This is a genomic window from Nonomuraea sp. NPDC003727, assembly GCF_053586935.1.
This window is the reverse complement of the sequence record NZ_JBSFNE010000002.1, coordinates 638,489-661,616: the sequence shown is the minus strand read 5'-3', so window position 1 is coordinate 661,616 and position 23,128 is coordinate 638,489. Positions and strand designations below refer to the sequence as shown.

Genomic DNA, 23,128 nt, shown 5'->3' with positions numbered 1-23,128 from the left:
ACGATCAATCTCCTCGCCCAGCGGCTCGGAGCTACCCGCCCGCTTGCTCATTGACTCCAGCGTAGTGCCCAGGTCAGGAGAGCTTGAGAGAGTTCAGCGTCTGAGTGACGAGACCGGTATCCAGATTGTCCGGCACCGAGACGTAGAGCAGCGCGGGGCGCTTGCCCTCGCCCCTGTCGACGAGGACGATGGCCGCGCGCTCCTTCTTCCACTGGTAGCTCTTCTTGGCCGACTCGGCGCTGAAGTCCATCTCGAACTCCAGAACGCGGCCCGCGTGGCCGCCGACGGTGATCGCCTTGTCCTGGAGGATCTTCCGCTCGTGCTTGATCGGGTAGAAGCGGGCGAAGTCGATGAAGACAGTGCCCATGGCCGAGCGCAGGTCGGCCTCACCCTGGTAGGGGTAGCTCTCGTCGAGCTCGCCGGAGTAGAGGCTGCCCGTCCAGTCGCTCTCGCCGTCGTACTTCTCCTGCGAGACGGCGCTCATCCCGGCCGACCACTGCTGGGCGTTCGGGTTGGGGTTGATCTCGGCGGACGAGGGCACGCTCCACGGCTCGCCCGGCGCCGGGTAGGACAGCCCGGTCGTGGGGTCGGTGATGCGCCCGTCGGCCGGGGTGGGCAGGTCGGCGCCGGCCCCCTGGGTGGGCGAGTCCGTGGGTGACTCGGTAGGCGACTCAGTAGGGGACTCAGTGGGGGACTCGGTGGGTGTCTCGGCGGTCGGCGGCTCGCTCGTGGGGGTGGGGCTCGGCATGGTCGTCGTCTGGCCGCCCCGGTTGGCGATGAAGATCGCGGCCGTCGCGATCAGCGCGATCACCAGCACCGCGCCGATGCCGCCGAGGATCCACGGCATCGCGCCGCCCGACTTCGGCGGCGGCCCGAAGTCGGGCGCGGGCAGCCGCATCGTGGCGCCGCCGTAGGGCTGCTGCCCGTACTGCTGCCCCGGCCCCTGGTACTGCCCACCCGGCCCCGGCCCCTGGTACTGCGCACCGGGACCCGGCGGCTGCTGGTACTGCGCGCCCGGTCCCGGCCCCTGGAACTGCGGGCCCGGACCTGATCCGGACGCCTGGTACTGCGCGCCCGGTGCCGGCGCCTGGAACTGCGGGCCCGATCCCGGCGGCTGGTACTGCGGGCCCGGACCGGGGCCGGGCGCCTGGTACTGAGGGCCGGATCCCGGCGGCTGGAACTGCGGGCCCGGTCCTGGCGGCTGGTACTGCGGGCCGAAGCCCTGCCCGTGCTCAGGCCCCGCGTCAGGGCCCGCTCCCGGCCCCTGGTACGGCTGCGCCGCGGGACCCGCGCCCGGCCCCTGAGGCGGCGCCCACGGACCGGAACCCTGGTCCCCGCCGGCAGCAGGACCACCGCCGGGCGAATCCCACGCTCCCTGCCCCGCCTCGGGCCCCCCGGAGGGCGCCTGGTACGCCGGTCCGGGGCCGCTGTCGGGCTGCCCGGCACCCGGCCCGTCCGCCCCGTGGTACGGCGTGCTTCCCACGATGGGACCCGGCCCGGCCGTCTGGGTAGGGCCGCCGCCGTGCGCCTGAGGACGCGCGCCGGGCTCGGTCGGGTGTGTGGCGTCGGTCCACTGGGTGCCGTCCCACCACCGCAGCTGCGGCGAGCCGTAGGGGTCGGGATACCAGCCTGCGGGGGTCTGCGTGGTCATGGCCGCCAGACTAATGACAACCGCTTGGCAGTGGGTAGATCAGCACTTGTAGGTGAATGTCGCCTTATCCTCGATCTTCTGTCCCTGGGGCACGGGAGACAGGACCCGCAGCCGGGCCGTCAGCTTGGCCGTCGCCTCTCCCTTGACCGTCCACTTCAGCAACACCGTGTGGGTCGTCTTGCCCGACGGGACGGTCTCGGTCTGCTCGATCGGCTCCTTCCTGTCGCTGCGCAGCCACTGGAACCTGACGCTGCCGCCCGAGCCGTTGGTGACCAGGTTTCCTGTGATGGTGGCGGTCTTGCGGCAGCCCAGCGTCTTGGGCGCGCTCACCGTCGCGGACTGCACGACCAGGTCGGCGGGGGAGCGCACGGAGAACCACGCCAGCACGGCGCCCGCGATGACCAGCGCGAGCACCGCCGCTGACACCACTGTCCTGCGGCGGCGTGCCCGGGCGGCCTTGCGCGCCCGCTCGCCGTACGTGGGAGGGCCGGGGCGGTTGCCGTCCCGCCAGATCTTCTCCGCGGTGGTCTGGCCGTGGGTGCCGGAGGAGGTGACACCGGGGCCGAAACGGGCCGGCTCGTGAGTCGGCCCGGGGACCCGCAGCATGGTGACGATCTCGCCTTCGTCCCTGACCGGGGACGTGCCCGGTGTCGCCGGGGTCGCCCAGCGGCGTGCGGTCTCGGCGAGCACGTCGCGGCTGATCAGCCCGCCGGGCAGGGCGTCCCGTCCGGCGAGCAGGGTGTCTCTGGCCGCGGCCAGCCCGTGCGTGGTGGCGGTGGTCGCGACCCTCTCCAGCAGGTCCGCCGCGCCGGGGGAGGCCGCGGCCCACGTGGCGGCCAGGCCGCGGGCCAGCGCGGCCCAGGCCGCGACGTCCCGGTCGGGGGCGGGCGGCAGGCCCCGGACGGCGTCGGAGAGCCCGCGCTCGGACAGCAGCGCCGCCCCGTCCTCCGCGATCACCACGGTGCCGGGATGGAGCGAGCCGTGGGCCAGTCCCGCCGCGTGGAGCGCGGCGAGGGTCTGCGCCGTCTCGACGAGGACGGCGGCGGCGCCGGCCGCGTCCATCGCGGGCGTGGTCAGCAGGTCCGACAGGACGGGCGAGATCCCGTGGCCGGTCAGCAGCCACACCTCGGGCCCGGCGGTGACCAGGTCGGCGACCGGGACGAGCCCCGTCATCCCGCCTGCGGCCAGCCCGCGGTCGGCCAGCACGGCCTCGACCAGGCGCTCGCGGGCGCCGGGCACGGACACGAGCCGGGAGTCGAACCGCAGGGCCCCGCCGCGGCTGCCGCCGGGGCCCGTCGCCTCGATCCACGTACCGAGCTCGGTGATCCGTTTCCGGTCCGTGAGCAGGAAGCCGGCGATCATGCTCATCAGTTCCCCCGGTGCCTCGCCCCCGCTACCTCTGCTTCCTGTGCCGTCCAGCGACACGGCGCTTCACCGCAAGTGTGACCGGTACCGCGCCGGACGTCATCAGGCCGATCGCCAGCAGCCCCGGGACCGCCGTCGCCGACGGGGTCTCGGTGACCCTGGGCGTCTCCCCGCCGTCGTCGGAGTTGGACGGGGACGGCTCGGAGGAGGTCGTCTCCCTGGGCGTCTCCGACGGGGTGTTCTGCGGAGGCGGCGGCGCGGACGTGGTCGCCGACTGCGAGGGCGTCCGCGACGGCGCGGGGTCGTTGTCGGACCTGCCGCGCAGTGTCACGTCCGGCTCAGGAGTGGGCGTCGGCTTCTTGCTCGCGGTGGGCGGCGGGGGCGGCGGCGTGGACCGGCGCACCGGCTGCTTCGACGGCTTCGGCGTCGCGGTGGTCTTCTTGGGTGCGGCGACGGTCGGCGAGGGTGTCGGCGTCGGCGTCGAGGTGGTGGCCGGCGCGACCGTCTCCTCGGCGGACGGTTCCTCGGTCGTGGGCTCCTCCGTGGCGGACTCCGTCGGCGACGGCGCCTCGATCAGCGACATCGCCGGCGTCGCGGGCGAGGTCTGCGCCCTCAGCGCCGGGTCGTCGTCGCCCGAGGTGAGCAGCATGGTGGTGACCGTGCCGATCACGACGACGAGGCCGACGCACACCAGCGTCTTCACGCCCAGCCTCGAGACGATCCCGCGCGGCTCGGCGAACTCGCTCTCGGCCAGCGTCGTGCTGGTCTCCAGCGTCTCCTCGCGGGTGCCGGGGAAGAGCACCAGCAGCAGGCCCGCGAGCCTGGCCAGGCGGCGCCTGCCCCGCTCCTCCCAGTCGGGGCCGTAGGCGCGGGCGGCCACGACCTCCAGCTCGTCGAGGAAGTCGTCGGCCGAGGCCGGACGCTCGACCGGGTGCTTGGACAGCCCGCGCTCCACCAGCGGCTGGAGCGCCTCGGGCACCTCGTCGACCGGTGGCGGGGTGGCGTGGTGCTGCCGGGCCAGCGCGGCGACCGTGGCGGCGCGGAAGGGCCGCATGCCGGTCAGGCACTCGAAGAAGACGATCGTGGCCGCGTAGACGTCGCTCGCGGCGGTGGCGGGCCCGCCCGACCACTGCTCGGGGGCCATGTAGGCGGGGGTCCCCGCGGAGTTGGCGCCCTCGCCCTGCCGGACGGCGATGCCGAAGTCGACCAGCTTGCTGCTGCCGTCGCCCTGCACCATCACGTTCTCGGGCTTGAAGTCGCGGTGCACGACGCCGATCGCGTGCGCCGCGGCCAGACCCTTCAGCGCCCCCTTGAGCACGGCCAGGGCCGCCTCAGGCCCCGTCGGCCCCTCGGAGTCGAGCAGTGCCCGCAGCGAGACGCCGTCGACGAGCTCCATGATGATCGCCGCGCCCTGGCCGTCCTCGACGTAGCCGAGCAGGCGGACGTTGTACGGGCTGCGCATGCTGCCGAGCATCCGGGCCTCGTGCCGGAACCTGGCCACGAACCCGACGTCGTCACGCAGCCGGTCGGACAGGTACTTGATCGCGACCTCGACACCGTCGTGGTCACGCCTGGCCAGCATCACCCGTCCCGAGGCGCCGGAGCCGAGCTCGCGCACCTCGGTGTAGCCGGGGACCCCCCACCGGTCCATCAGATCACCTCTGAATCCTCTGGGCCCCCACCCACATCAGAACGGATCGTAGCTTACTCAGGAGAAACGTGGCTATCGGACTTCCGGCCATTTCTTTTCGCAGCTCAGCGCCGTATCGGCGGTCCAGTGGCCACGATTCTCATGAGGAGTGATCATCACTCTCGCCCGGCTGTGGAGTGGGCGTCTCGGCCGGCGGTTCGCACGTGGGCGTCTTGCCGCCGGCGGAGGCGGTGCCGTTCGCGGCGGCCGGGCTGGTGCCCGCCGTCACCGTCCAGGACGATCCGCAGGGCAGGTCGGGGACGGTGAAGCCGACCGTCGCGGTGTAGGCGGTCTGGCCGGACAGCTCGACCGACTCGGTGTGCCGGACCTGGCCGGCGACGCCGAAGGCGACGCTCAGCCGTACCGGCTGGGTGTTCGCGGCGGCGACGGTGACGATCGCGGTGGCGCGGCCGCGCGCGTTCAGCGCGGCCCTGGCGATCGAGACCTGCCGCACCGCCGCGGGGCACGGGACGCCGGCGCTGGCGCTGTCCTGCCTGTCGCCCGCCCGTACGGTCACCGTGACCGTCCCGCCGCAGGGCCGTTCGCCGAAGGTGTGGTCGAACGCGCCGGTGTAGGAGGTGTCCCCCGACAGCGAGAGCGTCTTGGCGGCGACCTGGTCGCCGTTGAGCGCCATCGTGGCGGTGACGGGCACCTCGCCCGTGCCGCTGGTCTCGACGGTGATCCTGGCGCGCGCGGCCCGTTCGGGCGCCTGCGCCACGGCGAGGGAGACCCGCAGCCCGGTGACGGTCGTCGGGCACGCGGGCAGCGGCGCGCTGACGGTCTTCGCGCCGCCTGGCGCGGCTGGTGAGGTGGTGACCGTGAGCGTGACGATCCTGCCGCAGCGCCGCTCGCCCAGGTCGTGGCCGACGGGGTGGGTGTAGGTGGTCGCGCCGCTGACCCGGTTGCGTGCGGTGCGCACGACCTGGCCGTCGACGGCCAGGCGGGTGGTGAGCGTGACGGGCCCGGTGCCCGTGGTGCGCAGGGAGACGGTGGCGGCGGCCCGCCCGGCCGCGTCGACCGACAGGGCGCCGACGTTCAGCGCCGACACGTTCGTCACCGGCCGCGGCGTCGGGGTGCCGGGCGTCGGTGTGGGTGTGGGTGTGGGAGTGGGAGTGGGGGACGGCGTGGGCGTCGGGGTGCGGGTCGGCGTGGGTGTCGGGGTCGGGGTCGGGGTGGACGGCCGCGGCGTGGGACTCGTTGTGGGCGGCTTCGGCGACGGTGAGGCGGAGGGCGGCCCCGCCGGTGAACCGGTGGGAGAGGGCGGGGCCTGCGTCTCCTGGCCGGTGTTCGATCCGGCGCCGACGTCCGGCTCGCCGGTCGGCTCGCCGCCGGCCTCCGGCGTGCCGGTCGCCAGCGTCGCCGGGCTCGGCGGCACGGCCGCGGTCGAGGGTTCGGACGCCACCACGTCGATCGTCGCGGCGGGCGGCCGGTCCCTGCCGGCCAGCACGTAGCCGGTCACGCCCGCGGCCACCGCGACCGCCGTGGTGCCGATCAGCAGCCGCTTGCCGTGCCGCCGGGCCGTACGTGCGGTGTTCCTGAAGACGGTCCGGAAGAAGGACGAGCTCGTGGCTGGTGGCGGGGTCGCCGGCTGCGGCAGCAGCAGCGCCAGCAGCCCCACCAGGGCGGCCAGCCGGCGCCTGCCGTCCTCCTCCCATTCCTCGCCGTAGGCGGCCAGCGCCGCCCGCTCCACCTCGCCCACGAACGCGGCCGCGCTCGGCGGGCGGTCGGCGGGGTCCTTGGCCAGGCCGCGCGCCATCAGCTCCCGCACGCCCTCTGGCGCGTCGTGGAGGGGGACGGGCGCGTGCAGGTGCTGGTAGCCGAGGACGTGCGACTCCGTCGAGCGGTACGGCCGGTGCCCGGTCAGGCATTCGTAGAACACCACGGTGGCCGCGTAGACGTCGGTCGCGGGAGAGGCGGGCCGGCCCGACCACAGCTCGGGGGCCATGTACGGCGGGGTGCCTGTCGCCCGCGTGGCGGTGCCGTGCCGTACGGCGATGCCGAAGTCGACCAGCTTGCTGACGCCGTCGTCCCTGACGATGACGTTCTCCGGCTTGTAGTCACGGTGGACCAGGTGGGCCGCGTGCGCCCGCTCCAGGCCGAGAAGGGAACCCTTGAGCACCACCAGCGCCGCCTCGGGCCCGGTCGTGCCGTGCTCGCGCAGCAGCGCCCGCAGCGACACGCCGTTGACCAGCTCCATGACGATGGCGGCGCCGTCGGGCTCCTGGATGTACTCCCACATCCTGGCGATGTGCGGATCCACCAGCGTGGTCAGCACCTCGGCCTCGGCCCTGAAGGCGGCCAGCGCCCCGGGCTCGTGGCGCACCCGCTCCGACAGGTACTTGACGGCGACGCTGACGCCCGTGTCGTCGTGCACGGCGAGCACGACCCTGCCGCTTCCGCCCGCCCCGAGTTGTCGTATCTCGGTGTAGCCGGGGGCGCTCCAAACCATGGCGCTCTCCCATCAGGAGTCTGGCCCACCTGATGAGACGTACGATCCGCCGTTCTGGTTGGCGGTCAACGCTCCTTGATATGGCCCGGTGTGTCGATCCCCTCGGGCAGCACCGGGTCCGGCACGGGCGCCCCCCACGAGGTGACCAGCGGGAGCACCCCGGCCCAGACCGGCAGCGCGTAGTCCTCGTCCTCGTCGACGGGCGCGCCGCCGCGCACCTTGACCGACGCCTCCTCCAGCGACAGCGCGAGCACCGCCGTGGCAGCCAGTTCCTTGCGGGTCGGCTGCCTGGCGTAGTCCCACTGGCCGGGGGCGAGCTGCTCGGTCAGCGCCCGCAGGGCCGCCATGCGCTCCTCCTCGTCGGTGACCAGCCTGGCCGCGCCGTAGATGATCGCCGATCGGTAGTTGACGGAGTGGTTGAAGACCGAGCGGGCCAGCACCAGGCCGTCGAGGTGGGTGACGGTGACGCAGACCTGCTCGCCCGACCCCGCCCGCAGCGAGCGGGCGCCGGTGGAGCCGTGCAGGTAGAGGGTGTCGCCGATGCGGCCGTAGCCGGTGGGCACGACCATGGGGTGACCGTTCACCACCACGCCCAGATGGCAGATGAGGCCGGAGTCGAGCACCTCGTAGAGGTCGTTCCTGTCGGTGCTGCCGCGGTGCTTCTCGCGTCCGAGCGTCGTGCGGGGTGTGGTGGAGAGCATGCCGTCACGCTATTGAGATAGTGGACCTGTCGTTAATGTCCACTAATAACCGCTTCTTGGAGACCACTTCCGTGCGCACCCTCGTCGACCTGCCCGTCGTCCTGACCAGGGATTCGGCGGTGCCGCTGTCCGTGCAGCTCGGCGACTGGCTGCGCGACGCCATGCGCGCGGGCGCCCTCACCGCGGGGATCCGCCTGCCGTCCTCGCGGGGGCTGGCCGCGCAGCTCGGCGTCAGCCGTACCGTGGTCACGGAGGCCTACCAGCAGCTCTACGCCGAGGGCTGGCTCGACGGCCGCCACGGCTCGGGCACCTACGTGGCCGACCTGTCGCAGGAGACGCCCCGCCCCGCACCCGCGCCCGCCCCCGCCGTGGTCCCCCCGGTACGGCGGGCCGCCCCGCTGATCGACCTCACCCCCGGCGAGCCGTGGGTCAAGGACTACGACGCGGCGGCGTGGAAGCGGGCCTGGCGCAGGGCCGCCGACCTGCCACCGGGCGCCGACCCCGACCCCTACGGCCTGCCGTTCCTGCGGGAGCTGCTGGCCGAGCACCTGCGCAGGACGCGGGCGATCGCGGTGGGCCCGGAGAACGTCCTGGTCACCAGGGGCACCGGCAACGGCCTCGACCTGGTCGCCATGGCCCTGCTCGGCCACGGGGCGCGGGCGGGCGTCGAGGAGCCCGGCTACCGGGTGGCCCGCGCCGTCTTCGCCGCCAGGGGCGCGACGATCGTGCCGTGCCCCGTGGACGAGGACGGCGTGATCGTCGACGACCTGCCCGGCGATCTGCGCGTCCTCTACACCACTCCCGCCCACCAGTACCCGATGGGCGGGCGCCTGCCGATCCCGCGCAGGGAACGGCTGCTGGCCTGGGCGCGGCGCACCGGGGCGACGGTCGTGGAGGACGACTACGACGCGGAGTTCCGCTACGACGTGGCCCCGCTGCCCGCCCTGTACGGCCTCGACCCGGCCCGCGTGGTGCTGCTCGGCACGCTGTCGAAGTCGCTGGCCCCCGACGTGGGGGTGGGCTGGCTGGTCGGCGAACCGGAGCTGCTGCGGCGGATCGCCGCCATCAGGAACGACCTGTCCGATCGCACCAGCGGCCCGGTCCAGCAGGCCGTCGCCACCCTGCTGGAGCGCGGCGACCTCGACCGGCACCTGCGCAGGATGCGCCTGGAGTACGCCCGCCGCCGCGCGGCCGTGGTGGAGCTCCTCGGCCCGGTCTGCCGCCTGCACGGCGACACGGCGGGCCTGCACGTCCTGGCCGAGCTGCGACCCTCGGCGGTGGCCGGTGTCGTGACGGCGGCGGCCGCGGCGGGCGTCCTGCTCGACACCACCGCCCGCCACCACCACGGGGCGCCACGGGTGCACGGCCTGGTCATCGGGTACGGCTCCGCCTCGCTCGCCGACGTGCGGCGCGGCTGCCAGATCCTGGCCGACCTCATCCGCGGGCTGGAGTGAGCTCCCTCAGCACGGGCAGGGCGCGGTCGGCGTAGACCGGATCGACGGGCAGCACGTGCTCGGCCCACCAGCGGGCGTCGGCGGGTGCGGGCGAGGGGGTCGTGAACCCGGGAGCGTAGTCGTCGTAGGGCGGCGCGTAGAGGTAGCCGGTGGCCACGCCGCGGCGTTCGAGCGCGGCGATGGCCCGATCCCGCTCCTCCACCAGCAGCGGCACCCTGAACAGGGGCTGGTCCAGGTGGTCGAGGACGCCCTCGGCCACGCTCGGCAGCTCGGCCAGCCGCCGCACCCCGGCCAGCCGCCGTGGCCGCACGCGCGCCACCTTGGCCACCTTGCGGCCCTGGTACCACCGGGCCGGCCCGCCGCGCCTGGTGCGGTAGGAGTGGAGGTCGGCGCGCACCCACGGGTCGAAGGGCGGCAGCGCGGGGCCGCCCGCCATGGCCGCCCGCAGCTCGGGGGCGCGCAGCGCGATGCGATAGCCTTCGCGCTCCTCCTCCATGCCGAGGGCGCGCATCAGCCTCAGCGCGGGACGGACCAGGTCGAAGGTGAGGGCCGCCTGGCGGGCCATCGAGCTGGCCACGCTCAGCAGCTCGGCACGCCAGGATCCGGGCTGCAGCAGCAGGTCGCGCGCCTGCGCCAGCGCCTTGGCGTCGGCGGCGTCCGCGACGGCCAGCACGCCGCCCGAGCCCGCGCCCGCGTGCTTGGAGAGGCTGTAGACCCCCGCCGCGCCGAACGTCCCGAGCGGCCGGCCGCCGACCGTGGTCTCCATCGCGTGGGCGACGTCCTCGATGAGGAGCTTGCCGTCGAAGGCGGGCAGATCGTCGGGCAGGCCGTACAGGTTGGTGGTGAGCACGGCGTCGACGCCGGACAGGTCCGCGCGGGCCGGGTCGATGTTGCCGGTACGGCGCGACAGCGGCGCGATCACCGGCACCAGCCCCGCCGCGAGGACGAGAAAGAGGATCTCGTCGGCGGAGATCGGCGACATCAGCAGCCGCTGCCCCGGCGCGCAGAAGTGGCGCAGCGCGAGGTAGAGGCCCAGCCGGTTGGACGGCAGCGCGAGACAGTGTCGGCCGGTGCGCTCCTCGAGCGCCCGGACGGCGCTCACGCCTGCAGGGCCGTGCGCAGGCGGCCGTAGGTCTTCAGCGCGCGGTCGGCGGTCTTGAGCAGGAGCGGGTTGGCCATGACCGCGCCGCGCGCCTTGCGCACCGGAACCCTGATCATCCAGTGGACGCCGGCCCCCGCGCTGGCGCGCGCGACCCTGCCCTCGGCGACATGGAGGTCGCCGGTCTTGAGCTTCTCCTTGTACTCCTTGGGGCCCCGGCCCATGTCGATGAGCCTGATCCCGGCGGCCGCCGCCGCCTCGGCCATGGCCAGGTGGTGGATCAGACCGGGCGACGACTTGGCGTAGGCGGTGTCGTAGGCGGGGAACCAGCCCACGAGCGTGTGCCTGGTGCGCAGGCCGAAATGGCCCGCCATCGGGACGCCGTCGACGTAGACCATGTCGAGCACGCCGGCGAACGCCTCGGTCTGCGTGGCGAGCAGCCGCTCGACCAGCTCGACGATCCAGCGGGTGGCGAACCTGTCGGTGCGGCCCGTGCGGCGGTACTGGTCGGTCTTCCAGGCCAGCAGCGTGTGGAGGGGCGCCGGATCGGTGACGGCGTAGTCGTGGCGCAGCGGCCCGACGTCGCGCTGGAGCTTGCGCGACTTGGCCAGCGTGCTCTTGTACGTCTTGCCGGAGTTGGCCATGAGGTAGTCGGTGTACGGCGCCCAGCCGTCGCTCAGGTCGATGACCGGCGAGGGGTGCAGCTCGTGTCGTTCGGCCAGCATCGGCTGCCCGGCCACCAGATGGTCGAACTCGAAGACGCCCAGCCCGCAGCTCTTGATCAGCTTCTGCGCGTCGATCTCCGCCTTGGTGTGCATGACCATGCCCTGGGCGTCGGTCAGGCCGGCGGCCACCGGCCTGCCGATGCCGAGCGGATGCCGCTCGAAGGGGAAGAATCCGACCACGTCGGTTCCGTCCTCGAGGACGGCGACGCGTGTCTGGTCGCGCGACTCGCCTACCGCGATCGTGAACTCCGGCGAGAGGAAGGGATTGTCGAAGGACGGGTCGGCCTCCTGCAAGGCCCTCCATCGGTCCACTTCCGGGCGCCCCAGGTCACGGGGGTGAACAAGAGTGATGCGCATGGGCTCCTACTGGGGTGTGCGGTCCCCGCCCGCCGTGCGGCATGGTCGGGTGTCGGGGGTACTTCCTGAGCAGACCATGCATGGCGGTTCACAGCAAACGTTAAGGGATAAGGGGGAGTGGTGGGCCGCCACTGCTGGCAAATTTAGGGAGTTCTCATGTTGGTGGCGTGAACAGAACCAGGTTCTAATGTGGTTCCATGACGGTACCTGGCATTGACTGGCCGCGTCTGGCCGCGTGGATGGGCGAGCACGTGCCGGCGGCGGGCGCGCCCGTCTCGGTGTCGCTGATCTCCGGCGGCAGGTCCAACCTGACCTATCTGATCGAGGCGACCGAACAGCGGGTGGTGCTGCGCCGCCCTCCGCTCGGCCACGTCCTGCCGACCGCGCACGACATGCGCCGCGAGTGGCGGGTCATCTCCGCCCTGGACGGCACGCCGGTACCGGTCCCCCCGCCGCTCGCCTTCTGCCCCGACGAGGACGTGATCGGGGCGCCGTTCTACCTCATGGGCCACGTCGACGGCGCGGCCGTCCGCGACAGGGACGAGCTGGGAGCCCCGGGGGTGGAGGAGACCAGGCGGCTGTCGCAGCGGCTGGCCGAGGTGCTGGCCGAGATCCACGCGGTCGACTACACGGCCGTGGGCCTCGGCGACTTCGGCCGCCCCGACGGCTACCTGGCCAGGCAGCTCGATCGCTGGTGCCAGCAGTGGGCCCGTTCCGCGGACCGCGAGGACCCCGTCTACGAGCGCCTCGTGGCCCGCCTGCGCGAGCGCATGCCCGCCACCTCGGCCGCCACGCTCGTGCACGGCGACTACCGCCTCGACAACACGCTGGTACGGCTCGCCCCACCGGAGATCCGCGCGGTCGTCGACTGGGAGATGTCGACGCTCGGCGACCCGCTGGCCGACCTGGGTCTCACGCTCACCTACTGGCACGACCACGGGGACGACGAGCGCGCCTCGATCCCGGTGGCGGGCGACGTCACGCTCGCCCCCGGCTTCCTCAGCGCCGCCGAGTTCGCCGCCCATTACGCCAAGGTGTCCGGCAGGGACCTCGCCGACCTGGACTTCTACGTGGCGTTCGGCAACTTCAAGCTCGCGGTCATCGTGCAGGGTATCCACGCCAGGTTCCGGCAGGGTAAGACCGTGGGGGAGGGGTTCGACCGCATCGGCGACGCCGTGCCCCTCCTGCTCGCCCGCGCCCACCGCACGCTCGACCACCGCACGCTCGACCACGGCATCTCGTGATCCGGCCCGGGCAGGGCGCACCAGCGACAGCGAAGGAGATCCGATGAGCAGCGTTGTCCTCATCACCGGAGCCGCCAGCGGCATCGGCGCCGCGGTGGCGCGCAGGATGGCGGCGGGAGGGGCGCGATGCCTCCTCGTCGACCTCGACGAGGCGGGCGTCGAACGCGTCGCCAAGGAGGTCGGCGGGGCGTGGCTGGCCGGCGACGTCAGCGACCCCGAGACCTCGCGGCGCGCGGTGGACCTGGCCGTCGAGAGGTACGGCAGGCTCGACCTCGTCCACCTCAACGCGGGCATCGCCGGCGGCGTCGACCTGGCCGCCTTCGACCTGGAGCGCTACCGCCGCGCCATGGGCGTCAACGTCGACGGTGTCGTCTTCGGCGTCAACGCCGCCGTGCCCGTGCTGGCGGGCTCGGGCGGCGGCGCGATCGTCGTCACCGCCTCGCTGGCCGGCCTGGTCGGCTACGACGGCGACCCCGTCTACACGATGACCAAGCACGCCGTCGTCGGCCTGGTCAGGGCGCTGGCCGAACCGCTGGCCAGGACGGGGATCAGGATCAGCGCGGTGTGTCCCGGCTTCACCGACACCCCGCTCGTCGCCGGGCAGCGTGACATGTTCGTCGGCGCGGGCTTCCCGCTGCTCACGGCGGAGGACGTCGCGGGCGCCGTGGAAGCGGCCTTCTACACCAATGACCCCGGTACCCTGCTGATCGTCCAGCCAGGCAGGCCGCCGGTGCCCTACCGATATGCTGGCGTGCCGGGGCCCGCCGGAGGGCAGCGGCCGCCGACTCCCAGCTAATCGGTAGAGCAACATTCAAGCGTTCTGTAACCGAGCCGGTTACCTTTGGTGGAAAGCCGGGCACATCGACCCGGCTCCGTCATGTTGGAACGCTTCAGGAGGACCCCGGTGATACCGACGAACGGCCGTCACGCGCAACGGCGCTCCCCGTGGCCGATCGCCCTGGCCGCCGGAGTCGTCGCGGTGATCCTCGTCGCCGGCATCATGATCTACGCGGGAACCAGGACCAGGGGCGCCTCGGGCGAACCGGCCACCATCCCGCCGTCGCAGGCGGCGCCCACCCTGGCGGCGCCGCCCGTCACGGAGGGCTGGCCGCGCTGGGGCGTCACCCACACCCAGTACAGCGCCGACCAGGACACCGACGAGGGCAAGAACGGCGCGGCCAACGTGCTCGGCCGCGAGCCGATGCTGCAGAACCAGCACGTCATGGGCTGGGGAGCGGGCAACCCGGAACCTAGCCCCGGCCGGTACGACTTTCGCGACCTCGACCGGCGGATGAAGCTGATCTCCGAGACGCGGGGCATCCCGATCATCACGCTGTGCTGCGCCCCCGACTGGATGAGGGGCGGCACGCCGGGCCGTACCGACTGGACGAAGAACGCCACCACCGCCCCCCGGCGCGAGCACTTCGACGACTACGCCAAGCTGGCCGCGACCGTCGCCGAGCGCTACCCGACCGTCAAGCACTTCATGGTCTGGAACGAGTTCAAGGGCTTCTGGAACCAGACCACCAACACCTGGGACGCCGAGTCCTACACCGACCTCTACAACAAGGTCTACGACGCGCTGAAGCAGGTCAACCCCGAGATCAAGGTCGGCGGGCCGTACGTGCCGATCGACCATCACGCGCCGACGGCGGGCGAGTCGCCCGTCACCGGCCCGTGGGGCACCGTCGACCGGCGGGTGCTCGGCGCCATCGAGTACTGGATCAAGAACAAGAAGGGCGCCGACTTCGTCGTCATCGACGGTGCCACCATGACCAGGGACCAGCCGCCCACCCCCGACGAGTTCAGCGCGACGGCCAAGTTCACCGCGATCACCGCGTGGTTGCGGCAGCAGGCCCCCGACCTGCCCGTCTGGTGGGCCGAGTACTACATGGAGCCGGAGAACACCGGCTGGACCGAGGAGCGGACCGCCGCGGTGCAGGCCACCGCGATGATGGAGTTCGCCAAGAGCGGCGTGACCACCGCGCTCTACTGGAACCCGCACAAGAAGGACGCCGGCGCGTGCCACGCCTGCCTGTGGGTGCCCGGCACCGGCGAGGAGATGCCGATGGCGGGCCTGCTGAGCGGGTTCGTCAAGTGGTTCCCCGCGGACGTGCGGCTCGAGCAGGTGACCTCGAGCGACCCGAAGGTGCGCGTGCTCGCCCAGCCGCAGCAGATGGTGATGGTCAACACCACCGATGCGCAGCTGACGGCGACGGTGGACGGGCAGCAGTTCACCTTCGGGCCCTACGAGATCAAGTGGAGCCAGCGCGGCAGCACCGGCTAGACGGCCTTGAGGAACCCGCCGTCGACGACGAACTCCGCGCCCGTCGTGCTGGCCGAGCGGGGTGAGGCCAGCAGGGCGATCACGTCGGCGACCTCCTGCGGCTCGACGAGCCGGCCCGTCGCCAGGTTCATCATCTGCGGCGCCACCGTGTCCATCACGCTGTCACGGTCGGCGCCCGTGACTCCGGCGAGGATGTCGGCGGCGCCGCCCTCCTCCGTCCACCACGCGGTCCTGACCGGGCCGGGGGCCACGGTGTTGACCCTGATGCCCTGCGGCGCGTACTCCTCCGACAGCGCCTTCGACACGTTCAGCAGGCCCGCCTTGGCCGCCTGGTAGTCGACGTTCATCGCGCCGGGCTGCCGCACCGCGCCGGTGGTGACGTTCACGATCGCGCCGCCGCCGCGCTCCAGCAGGTGCGGGATCGCCGCCCGTACGGCCCGCACGACCGCGAACAGGTTGAACTCGAACATCTCCCGCCAGTCGGCGTCCGTCGGCGCCAGGAAGCTGAAACGGGGGAGCTTCACGCCGGGCGGCGGGCCGCCGGCGTTGTTCACCAGGATGTCGAGCCCGCCGTAGACCTCGACGGCACGCTGCACCGCGGCGGCGGGCCCGTCGGGGTCCATCAGGTCGATGGCGGCGTGCGTCAGGTTGGGTCCGGCCAGCGCGTCGAGCTCGGGGTTGCTCTTGCGGGAGACGGCCACGACCTTCGCCCCCTCCTGCAGGAGGGTGGCGACGGTGGCGAGGCCGATGCCCTTGGAGGCCCCGGTGACGACGGCCACGCGGCCGGAGAGCTGCAGATCCATGAGTGAACCTTTCAGTGAATGTCGATACATCCCCTGAAACACCGGCCCCCTCAGGTCGGTTGCACTTTTTTCGCGGGAATCTTCCAGTAGGTGAGCGCGCGCAGGAGCCACTCCACGGGGCCGTAGCGATGGCGGTGCAGCCACCAGTGGCTGGCGGCCGCCTGGAAGGCGAAGACGGCGAGCGCGACGAGCATCTCGGCGGGCGGGCTGACCCTGTCGACGAGCGCCAGGCCGTACCCGGTGAAGATCAGCGAGCAGATGGCCGACTGCCCGAGGTAGTTGGTCAGCGCCATCCGGCCGGGAGCGGCCAGCAGCCGGCCCAGGCGCGGCAGGTGCGGCAGCAGGCGCAGCAGCGTGGCCGCGTAGGCGGCGGCCAGCAGGGGCGCGGTGACGAGGTCGACCGCCTGGCCGAGCAGGCGCAGCACCCCGCTCGAGCCGCCCCAGGTCGAGTAGGCGTGGATGGCCTGGCCGGCGATCCCCACCGTGAAGCCGTAGCGCTGGAGCGTGCGCAGCGTCGCCGGGTTCGGCGCGCGCAACGCGCCCTGCTTGCCGAGGGCGAGCCCGACCAGGCACGCGGCCAGGACGGCGGGCCCCTGGAACAGCACGCGCAGTACGGCGATCATCGACAGCTCGTGCAGGTGCTCGGCGATGATCATTGCGGGTCCGCCGCGCAGCAGCATGTCGGTCCTGAGCGCCTCGGCCACTCCGCCCGAACCCGTGCCCGGCACATGGAAGCCGAGGCCGGCCGCCACGGCGGCGAGGACGAAGGCGACGGCGAGCAACGACGTCAGCGTGACGGCCGCGATCAGCGCGGTCCGCGCCGGGAGCGTCCGTAACGCCAGCAGCGCGAGCCCGACCACGGCGTAGGTGGCCAGGATGTCACCGGGGAACAGCAGCACGCCGTGCGCGAGGCCTAACAGGAACAGCCCGGCCAGCCGGCGCAGGAACATCGGCGAGAACGCCGCGCCGCGCCTGGCGGCCGAGTCGAGTTGCAGGGTGAGGCTGTAGCCGAACAGGAAGGAGAACAGCAGGTAGAACTTGTTCTCCAGGAACATGGTGACGAACCAGCGCACCCCCCAGTCGAGGGGGCCGTCGAACCCTGGTTCCGGCAGGCCCGCCATCCGGTAGCCGGAGCCGAGGAAGGCGATGTTGACGGCAAGGATGCCGAGCAGCGCGAAGCCACGCAGCGCGTCGACGGCGGCGATCCGGTCTCCGGACGCGCGAGATGATGTCCACATCAAGGGGACATCATCTCGCAACCTAAGGGTTTGCTGTGACTTTTCAGAATTTAGTGGAACATATTTAGACCGATGTAGAGGAATCGCTCCACGATCACGGCGAGCGCGATCACGAACGCCGGCACCGCCACCCACAGCAGCCTGCGGCGGGCTCGCGGCGCCTTGTCCCTGCCGTGCAGGCGGATCACCTCGTAGGAGAACAGGGCCAGCCAGGTGACGGCCAGGGCCAGCACGCCGACGACGCTCCAAGGAGAGCCAGGATCGCCGGGACCGCCGCTGGCGTAACGGGGCGACGGGATCTCGGTGCCCTTGACGAACTTCTTCCACGTGTAGAGCGCGGCGCTCTCGTTGGAGTAAACCTTCTTGATCTCCTTGGAGCCGTCGAGCGCGGCCACGAACCGCTGGTACCAGTCGTCCGGGTAGCCCTCGTTCAGCTGCAGGTAGGCGGCCTGCCCCCGGGTGACGGCCAGGAAGGTGTTGCGCTCGCTGCTCTTGAGCTTGTCGACCACGCCCTTGATGTCGGTCGGGTCCTTGTGGACCAGCGCCTGCTGGGTGAAGTCGACCTTCTCGAAGTCCTTCTCGCCCCACGGCAGGATCGGCGTGACCTCGGGGCCGAGCTTGGGCGTCAGGTAGAGCACCCTGGCGCTCGGCTGGTCGTGCTCGTAGACGTAGCGCATCGCGGCGACCTCGCCCGCGGTCACCCGCTCGAACTTCTCGTTGCCGTAGCGGGCGATGAGGAAGGCCATCGACAGGGCGACCGCCACGCACGCGGCCAGCACGATCGAGACGATCCTGGTGGTCCGCGGGTGGAACCTGACGTTGCGCTTGCGGAAGGGCACCGTCTCGTCGGAGGCGTCCTCGCCGTCGGCGGGCAGGTTGGGGAAGAAGGCGTAGGCGGCCAGCAGGCAGGCGCCGGGCAGCATGAACATGTAGACCCGCAGGCCCATCTCGCCGCCGTAGCTCTGCAGGCCCATGGCCAGCACCGGCACGCACAGCAGGACGAGCGCCGCCCTGTCGAACACGCCCCGGCGCAGCCGCCTGAACAGACCCGCCGCCGCCAGCAGCAGCACGACCGCGCAGATGCCGAGACGCGTCTTGAGGACCAAGGCGTGGATGGGGTCGCTACCCGCGATCCGGTCACCGGTGCCGCGCTGCAGGTTCTCCAGCAGCCGGCCGATGCCGCCGAAGATGGCGTCCATGTTGCCCTGCCAGAACCCGACCGTCTGGTAGCTGATCCACGCCAGCACCACCAGGCCGAAGAAGAACGGCAGCGCCCACGTCAGCGAGGTCCGCTTGACCAGCAGGAAGGCGGTCAGCACGCCCAGCATCATGAACGGGGTGATCTGGTGCGAGGCCGTCGCGGCGAAGAACAGCGCGATCAGCATGAGCAGCATCAGCAGCTTGTCGGCCCTGAAGGTGCCGGTGTAGGCCAGCTCGCCGGGCAGCATCGTGTCGAGCTTGGCCAGCAGCCTGCGGATGCGGCCCTTGGCCGGCAGCGGCCTGGCGCGCGTCTCCACCTTGCCGAACCAGCGCAGCAGGATCGCCACGAAGGCCAGATAGAGGGCGAAGGTGAAGCCCTGGGGCGAGAAGTAGTCCTGGCCGATCCACTGCACGAGGATGAACAGCAGCGCCGCGAACCACCTGGCCCGCGTGGTCGCCACCACCTGGCGCAGGATCAGCACGAAGGGCAGCAGGTAGAGCAGGTTCGACAGCAGCGGCGTCCAGTTGAGGATCGTCGTGAAGTCGGTGATGCCCGCCGCCTTGCCGACGAACGCGAAGAGCGCGAAGAAGCCGGGCCAGGCCATCCGGGCGTCGAGGGAGATGGCCGTCTCGCCGGTCCTGGAGATGAAGTCGACGAAGCCGGCGTGCACGTACGCGGTGGGGAAGCGTGGCGCCTCGGCCACGATCGCCCCCGCTCCGTGCAGGGCGAACGTGATCGCGGCGATCTGGAACAGCAGCAGGAACTTGCGGTCGGTGCTCTGCGTGACCGTCATGAAGAACGAGACGATCATGAGGATGATCGCGAAGAACGCGCTCAACGGCATCGCGGAGATCAGCCCGAGTCCGCTGATGTCGGCGGGGTCGACGCCCCGCAGCGGCCCCGGCGAGACCCGCAGCGCCAGGACGTACATGAGCAGGCCCTCGATGACCAGCACGACCGGCAGCCAGCGGGGCGCGCTCTGCGCCAGCGCCGCCAGCCGCGCGCCCCACCCCGGGGCGGCGGGCTTCCGCTGCGGTACGGCAGGCGTCCTGGGCGCGTCTGGAGCTTCGGGGACTCCGGGGGCTTCAGGGGCTTCAGGGGCTTCGGGGGCTTCGGGGGCTTCGGGGGCTTCGGGGGCGCGGCCGACGTGCGCGAACTCGGCGACGGGGACGCGCTTGGCGACGGTCGTGGCCTCGGTGCCGTCCTCCTGCTCGTCAGCGGCCTCCTCGGGCTGCGCGCCGGTCCGGGGCGCAGGCGAGGGCAGGCGTACGACCTGGGTGACCTCGGTGACGTCGTCGAGCTCCGGCTCCGGCTCGGGCGGCCGGATGACGGGATTGGTCTCGTCGCCGTCGCCCTCGTCCCGCCCGGGCAGGGCGGTCTCCAGGGTGACGTCGTCCTCGTCGTCGTCCTGCGCCGCCTGCGGCAGGGCGGTCTCCCCGGTGGTCTCGTCGTCGGAGGCCTGCGCCGTCCGCGGGAGGGCGCTCTCCTGGGTGGCCTCGTCCTCGGCGGTCTCCGGATCGGCGATCTCCGGATCGTCGGTCTCCGGGTCGTCGGTCTCCGGGTCGCCGGGTGGCGGGGCGGCGTCCTCGTCCTGGGCGCCCGGCTCACGGGCACCGGCCTCGGGAGTGGCGGGCTCGTCCAGGGGGATCGTGATCCGGGGGATCACGCCGGTGGCGTCGGGGTCGAAGCCGGGCTCCTCCGACACGTCGCTCTCCTCCACCTCCGCGGCGTCAGAAGCCGCGGACGTGCCGGTCGTGTCCCTTGCCATCGCCTCGCCCGCCGGTTGCCTCACGTTGACCATCATGCGACCTCGGGCGACGCTTGCGTGACGCGTGGTTGCCCGGTATCGCCATGTCTGAGAATTTTACGGAGACTTCTGAAGATCAACAACGCTACCAAAATCTCGCTGAAGAGAAGACCGTATCCCACGGCGTTCACGCCTGCGACCGGGAAGAGCACCATGATCGAGGCGAGCACGAGCACCGCCAGCCCGATCTGCACCACCGCCAGCTTCCGCGCCTGCCCGAGCGCGCGCAACGAGCTCAGGTAGACCTCGATGAGCACCCTCGGCAGGACCGCCAGCGCCATCAGCCGCAGCAGCGTGGTGCCCTCGACGGCGAACTCCGAGCCGAAGATGGTCAGGATGAGCGGGGCGGCGACCAGCGCCACGCCGATGATCGGTCCGATGATCATCAGGGCGCGCTTCAGCGACCTCCTGGCGTTGGCCGCCAGGCTCGAACGGTCGAACGAGCCCTCCACCGTCAGCGAGACCGCCATGTTCATCGCCAGCAGCTCGATCATGCAGCCCAGCGTGTGCGCCATGGAGAAGCGTCCGAAGGCGGCCTCGCCCAGCCTGGCCGCGACCAGCACGGGCACCAGGTAGACGATCGCCAGCATCGACAGCGTGCCGGGGAAGTCGCCGGCCAGGAACCTGCCCATCTCGCGCAGCCGCGGCGGATCGGCGTTCTGCTCGGCCGTCGCGCGGATGTGCCGCGGCACCTGGATGCCGAAGATCAGGAAGTTGATCGGGACGAGCGCGATCGCCGTCGGGATCATCCAGGAGACGAAGATGCCGCCGTCGGGCAGCCGGCTCGCCAGAACCGCCAGCAGGGCCATCTTGACCACGCCGAAGACCAGGTTGTTCACCGGCACCCAGGTGGCCTGGCGCAGCCCGGTGAGCGCCACGTCCTGCAGGGTGAACACCGACCACACCAGCACCGAGCCGAGGAAGAACAGGCTCATGGCGGGAGTGCCGAGCACCGCGTAGATGTCGCCCCACACCGGCAGCGTCAGCAGGAAGCCGACGGCGGCGGCGCCGCCCGTGGCGGCCGCCATGCCGTACCCGCGCAGGATGACGGCGCCGGTGCCGCGGCCCGCGACGGGGATGTACCTGGCCAGCGCGCCCACGAAGCCGAGCGCGGTCAGCGAGGCGAACAGCCGCATCGCGGTGATGAGCGCCTGGCCCCTGCCGAACTCCTCGGGGGTGTAGAAGCGGGTGGCCAGCAGCCAGTAGCCCATGCCGAGGGTGGCGGTGATCGCCGTGTTGGCCATGAGCGCGTAGCCGTTGCGGAACAGCGGGTTGCGCAGGTCCTGCAGGAGCTTGTGCAGGACCGTTCGCTCAGACATTCCCGCGTACCCGCTGCAGCCCGTATCTGGTCCGCCGCACCACGGCGTAGCCCTTGGTGAGCACCCTTTCCCGCAGGTAGATCAACGGCACCGCGGAGCCCTCGACGGCGCGCCTGAACATGCTCATCGACGTCTGCCTGCCCACGGTGAGCCGCGGGATGGCCAGCAGGTCGTGGCGGTCGGCGGCCAGCGCGTTGTTGACCGCGCAGGCCGCCCAGTAGCCCGCCCTGCGCACCTCGCGGCGCACCCTGGCGCTGGAGTAGCCGTAGGGGTAGGCCATCGTGGCGACCGGCGCGCCGATCCTGTCTTCGAGCAGCCCCTTGTTCCTGCGCAGCTCCTGCCGCAGCTCGGCGTCGGGCAGCTGGTCGAGCTGGGGGTGGCTGTGGCTGTGGCCGCCGATCTCGATGCCGGACTGCGCGATCTCGCGCGCCTGGCCCCAGGTGAGCATGTCGTCGAGCGGGCGGCCCGCGGCGTCCTTGCCCGCGTCGGCGACCCAGCCGCTGGTCAGGAAGACCGTGGCGGGGAAGTCGTACTGCTCGAGGATCGGCAGTGCGTTGGCGTGGAAGTCGGCGTAGCCGTCGTCGAAGGTGAGCACGACCGGCTTGTCGGGCAGCGACCGGCCGTTGTTCTTGTGGACGGCGGCGACCAGGTCGGCCACCGTCAGCGGGGTGAAGCCCCGCGTCGACAGGTAGTCAACCTGCTCGGCGAAGTCGGAGGTGCGCACCGCGTGCGGCCTGGTGTCCTGGTTGGGCCGCTCGGTGATCGAGTGGTACATCAGGATCGGCACCCTGATCATGCGCGCACCGCCTTCAGCCGGGCCGAGCCGACCACGTAACCCCAGGTCGTCCAGGCCAGCCCGATCACGATCGCGAAGGCCCTGCCGAGCCCGGACGCGTCACCGCGCACCGCGTCGCCCAGGCCGCGCAGCGCGCCAAGCGGCAGCGCCTTCAGCGCGTGCGCGCGCTCGCTCTTCAGCCCGTCCTGCGTGCCGACGCTCTGCGTGACCAGGGCCTTGGACAGGCCCTCGGCGTAGCAGCGGGAACGGAAGTAGGCGAAGGTGGCCCGCTGGGCCGGCACCTTGTGGCCGATCACCGCGGCGGGCTCGTACAGCATGACGGAACCGGGTCTGCGCTGGGCGAGCCTGATGCAGAACTCGGTCTCCTCGCAGCCCAGCGGGCGGCTCTTGCGGCCCTGCACGCTGCGGCCGATGCCGCTGTGGAAGCCGCCGACCTCGCCGACGGCCTGACGCCTGAACGCGGCGTTGCCGCCCATGACGTTGCGGATGGGCGACCGTACGGCGGGCATGCCCCGGTAGCTGCACCCCACGGTCCAGTCGAACTCGTGGGGGAACCAGCCGGGGCGCCTGCCGGTCTGCCAGAGCGGGTCGGTCCTGCCTCCCACGCCGACCACCGCGGGGTCCTGGAAGCCCTCCTCCAAAGCCTCCAACCACCCCGCGTCGGCCACGGCGTCGTCGTCGAGATAGGCGACGATGTCGCCGGTCGCCACGTCGGCCCCGGTGTTCTTGCCGCCCGACAACCCCTTGTCGTGGGCGTTCTCCACCACGATGGCGCGTGGATAGGCCCGCTTCAGCTTGAGCAGCAGATCCGGGTTGTAGTCGACGACCAGGATCAGCTCATGCGCGGGACGCCGCTGGCGTTCGACGGACTCCACCGCTTCCCTGATGTCCTCCCAGCGGTCCTCGGTGTAGACGCAGATGACGACCGAACTTTTCATGACG

Annotated in this window: 17 protein-coding genes; 4 read left to right on the top strand and 13 right to left on the bottom strand. The window is 72.0% G+C overall.

Features of this window, described 5'->3' with window-relative positions; all coding sequences use genetic code 11:
- Positions 1-73: 73 nt before the first annotated feature.
- From ACWDLG_RS08350 to ACWDLG_RS08330, 5 genes are all read right to left on the bottom strand, one after another.
- The gene (locus tag ACWDLG_RS08350) at positions 74-1,651 is read right to left on the bottom strand and encodes a DUF2510 domain-containing protein (RefSeq protein ID WP_449917368.1); all 1,578 of its coding nucleotides are present in this window, start codon (positions 1,649-1,651) and stop codon (positions 74-76) included.
- Positions 1,652-1,690: 39 nt separating this feature from the next.
- Positions 1,691-3,019 carry a hypothetical protein gene (locus ACWDLG_RS08345; protein ID WP_449917365.1) on the bottom strand — a complete coding sequence of 443 codons (1,329 nt, stop codon included), beginning with the start codon at positions 3,017-3,019 and terminating at the stop codon, positions 1,691-1,693.
- A gap of 25 nt (positions 3,020-3,044) precedes the next feature.
- On the bottom strand, positions 3,045-4,667 hold the full coding sequence (locus ACWDLG_RS08340) for a protein kinase domain-containing protein (protein ID WP_449917363.1): 1,623 nt from the start codon (positions 4,665-4,667) through the stop codon (positions 3,045-3,047).
- Positions 4,668-4,806: 139 nt separating this feature from the next.
- A complete protein-coding gene (locus tag ACWDLG_RS08335; protein WP_449917360.1) occupies positions 4,807-7,155 on the bottom strand; it encodes a serine/threonine-protein kinase in 2,349 nt (782 codons plus the stop codon).
- Between the two features lie 65 nt (positions 7,156-7,220).
- Positions 7,221-7,856, bottom strand: a complete 636-nt coding sequence (locus ACWDLG_RS08330; protein WP_449917357.1) for a pyridoxamine 5'-phosphate oxidase family protein — start codon at positions 7,854-7,856, stop codon at positions 7,221-7,223.
- A gap of 56 nt (positions 7,857-7,912) precedes the next feature.
- On the opposite strand from ACWDLG_RS08330, the gene pdxR reads away from it, so the two are divergent.
- Positions 7,913-9,310, top strand: coding sequence for a MocR-like pyridoxine biosynthesis transcription factor PdxR (pdxR, locus tag ACWDLG_RS08325; protein WP_449917355.1), 1,398 nt, complete (start codon positions 7,913-7,915; stop codon positions 9,308-9,310).
- Here pdxR and ACWDLG_RS08320 read toward each other — a convergent pair.
- Positions 9,291-10,412, bottom strand: a complete 1,122-nt coding sequence (locus ACWDLG_RS08320) for a DegT/DnrJ/EryC1/StrS family aminotransferase (protein ID WP_449917353.1) — start codon at positions 10,410-10,412, stop codon at positions 9,291-9,293. The two genes, pdxR and ACWDLG_RS08320, sit on opposite strands and share 20 nt — an antisense overlap.
- Positions 10,409-11,428: a GNAT family N-acetyltransferase gene (locus ACWDLG_RS08315; RefSeq protein ID WP_354913619.1), complete on the bottom strand. Its 1,020-nt coding sequence runs from the start codon at positions 11,426-11,428 to the stop codon at positions 10,409-10,411. The genes ACWDLG_RS08320 and ACWDLG_RS08315 overlap by 4 nt, the downstream gene beginning before the upstream one ends.
- A gap of 260 nt (positions 11,429-11,688) precedes the next feature.
- Between ACWDLG_RS08315 and ACWDLG_RS08310 the strand changes: the two genes are divergently transcribed.
- The 3 genes from ACWDLG_RS08310 (at position 11,689) to ACWDLG_RS08300 (ending at position 15,022) form a co-directional block, all read left to right on the top strand.
- Positions 11,689-12,735, top strand: coding sequence for a phosphotransferase family protein (locus ACWDLG_RS08310; RefSeq protein ID WP_449917350.1), 1,047 nt, complete (start codon positions 11,689-11,691; stop codon positions 12,733-12,735).
- Between the two features lie 43 nt (positions 12,736-12,778).
- Positions 12,779-13,531, top strand: coding sequence for an SDR family oxidoreductase (locus ACWDLG_RS08305; RefSeq protein ID WP_449917347.1), 753 nt, complete (start codon positions 12,779-12,781; stop codon positions 13,529-13,531).
- 108 nt (positions 13,532-13,639) lie between these two features.
- Complete coding sequence (locus tag ACWDLG_RS08300) at positions 13,640-15,022, top strand: GH39 family glycosyl hydrolase (RefSeq protein WP_449917344.1); 1,383 nt, start codon at positions 13,640-13,642, stop codon at positions 15,020-15,022.
- Here the strand turns inward: ACWDLG_RS08300 and ACWDLG_RS08295 are convergent.
- From ACWDLG_RS08295 to ACWDLG_RS08270, 6 genes are read right to left on the bottom strand one after another with little or no spacing between them, the layout of a single operon-like run.
- The gene (locus tag ACWDLG_RS08295) at positions 15,019-15,825 is read right to left on the bottom strand and encodes an SDR family NAD(P)-dependent oxidoreductase (protein ID WP_354913612.1); all 807 of its coding nucleotides are present in this window, start codon (positions 15,823-15,825) and stop codon (positions 15,019-15,021) included. The genes ACWDLG_RS08300 and ACWDLG_RS08295 overlap by 4 nt on opposite strands.
- 50 nt (positions 15,826-15,875) lie before the next feature.
- Entirely contained in the window at positions 15,876-17,063 is a 1,188-nt protein-coding gene (locus ACWDLG_RS08290) for a DUF418 domain-containing protein (RefSeq protein WP_449917341.1), read from the bottom strand.
- A gap of 50 nt (positions 17,064-17,113) precedes the next feature.
- Positions 17,114-20,056, bottom strand: a complete 2,943-nt coding sequence (locus tag ACWDLG_RS08285) for a hypothetical protein (protein ID WP_449917339.1) — start codon at positions 20,054-20,056, stop codon at positions 17,114-17,116.
- A gap of 8 nt (positions 20,057-20,064) precedes the next feature.
- A complete protein-coding gene (locus tag ACWDLG_RS08280; protein WP_449917336.1) occupies positions 20,065-21,390 on the bottom strand; it encodes a lipopolysaccharide biosynthesis protein in 1,326 nt (441 codons plus the stop codon).
- Positions 21,383-22,186: a polysaccharide deacetylase family protein gene (locus ACWDLG_RS08275; protein WP_449917334.1), complete on the bottom strand. Its 804-nt coding sequence runs from the start codon at positions 22,184-22,186 to the stop codon at positions 21,383-21,385. The genes ACWDLG_RS08280 and ACWDLG_RS08275 overlap by 8 nt, the downstream gene beginning before the upstream one ends.
- The gene (locus ACWDLG_RS08270) at positions 22,183-23,124 is read right to left on the bottom strand and encodes a glycosyltransferase family 2 protein (RefSeq protein WP_449917332.1); all 942 of its coding nucleotides are present in this window, start codon (positions 23,122-23,124) and stop codon (positions 22,183-22,185) included. Before ACWDLG_RS08270 ends, ACWDLG_RS08275 begins: the two co-directional genes overlap by 4 nt.
- Between the last annotated feature and the right edge of the window lie 4 nt (positions 23,125-23,128).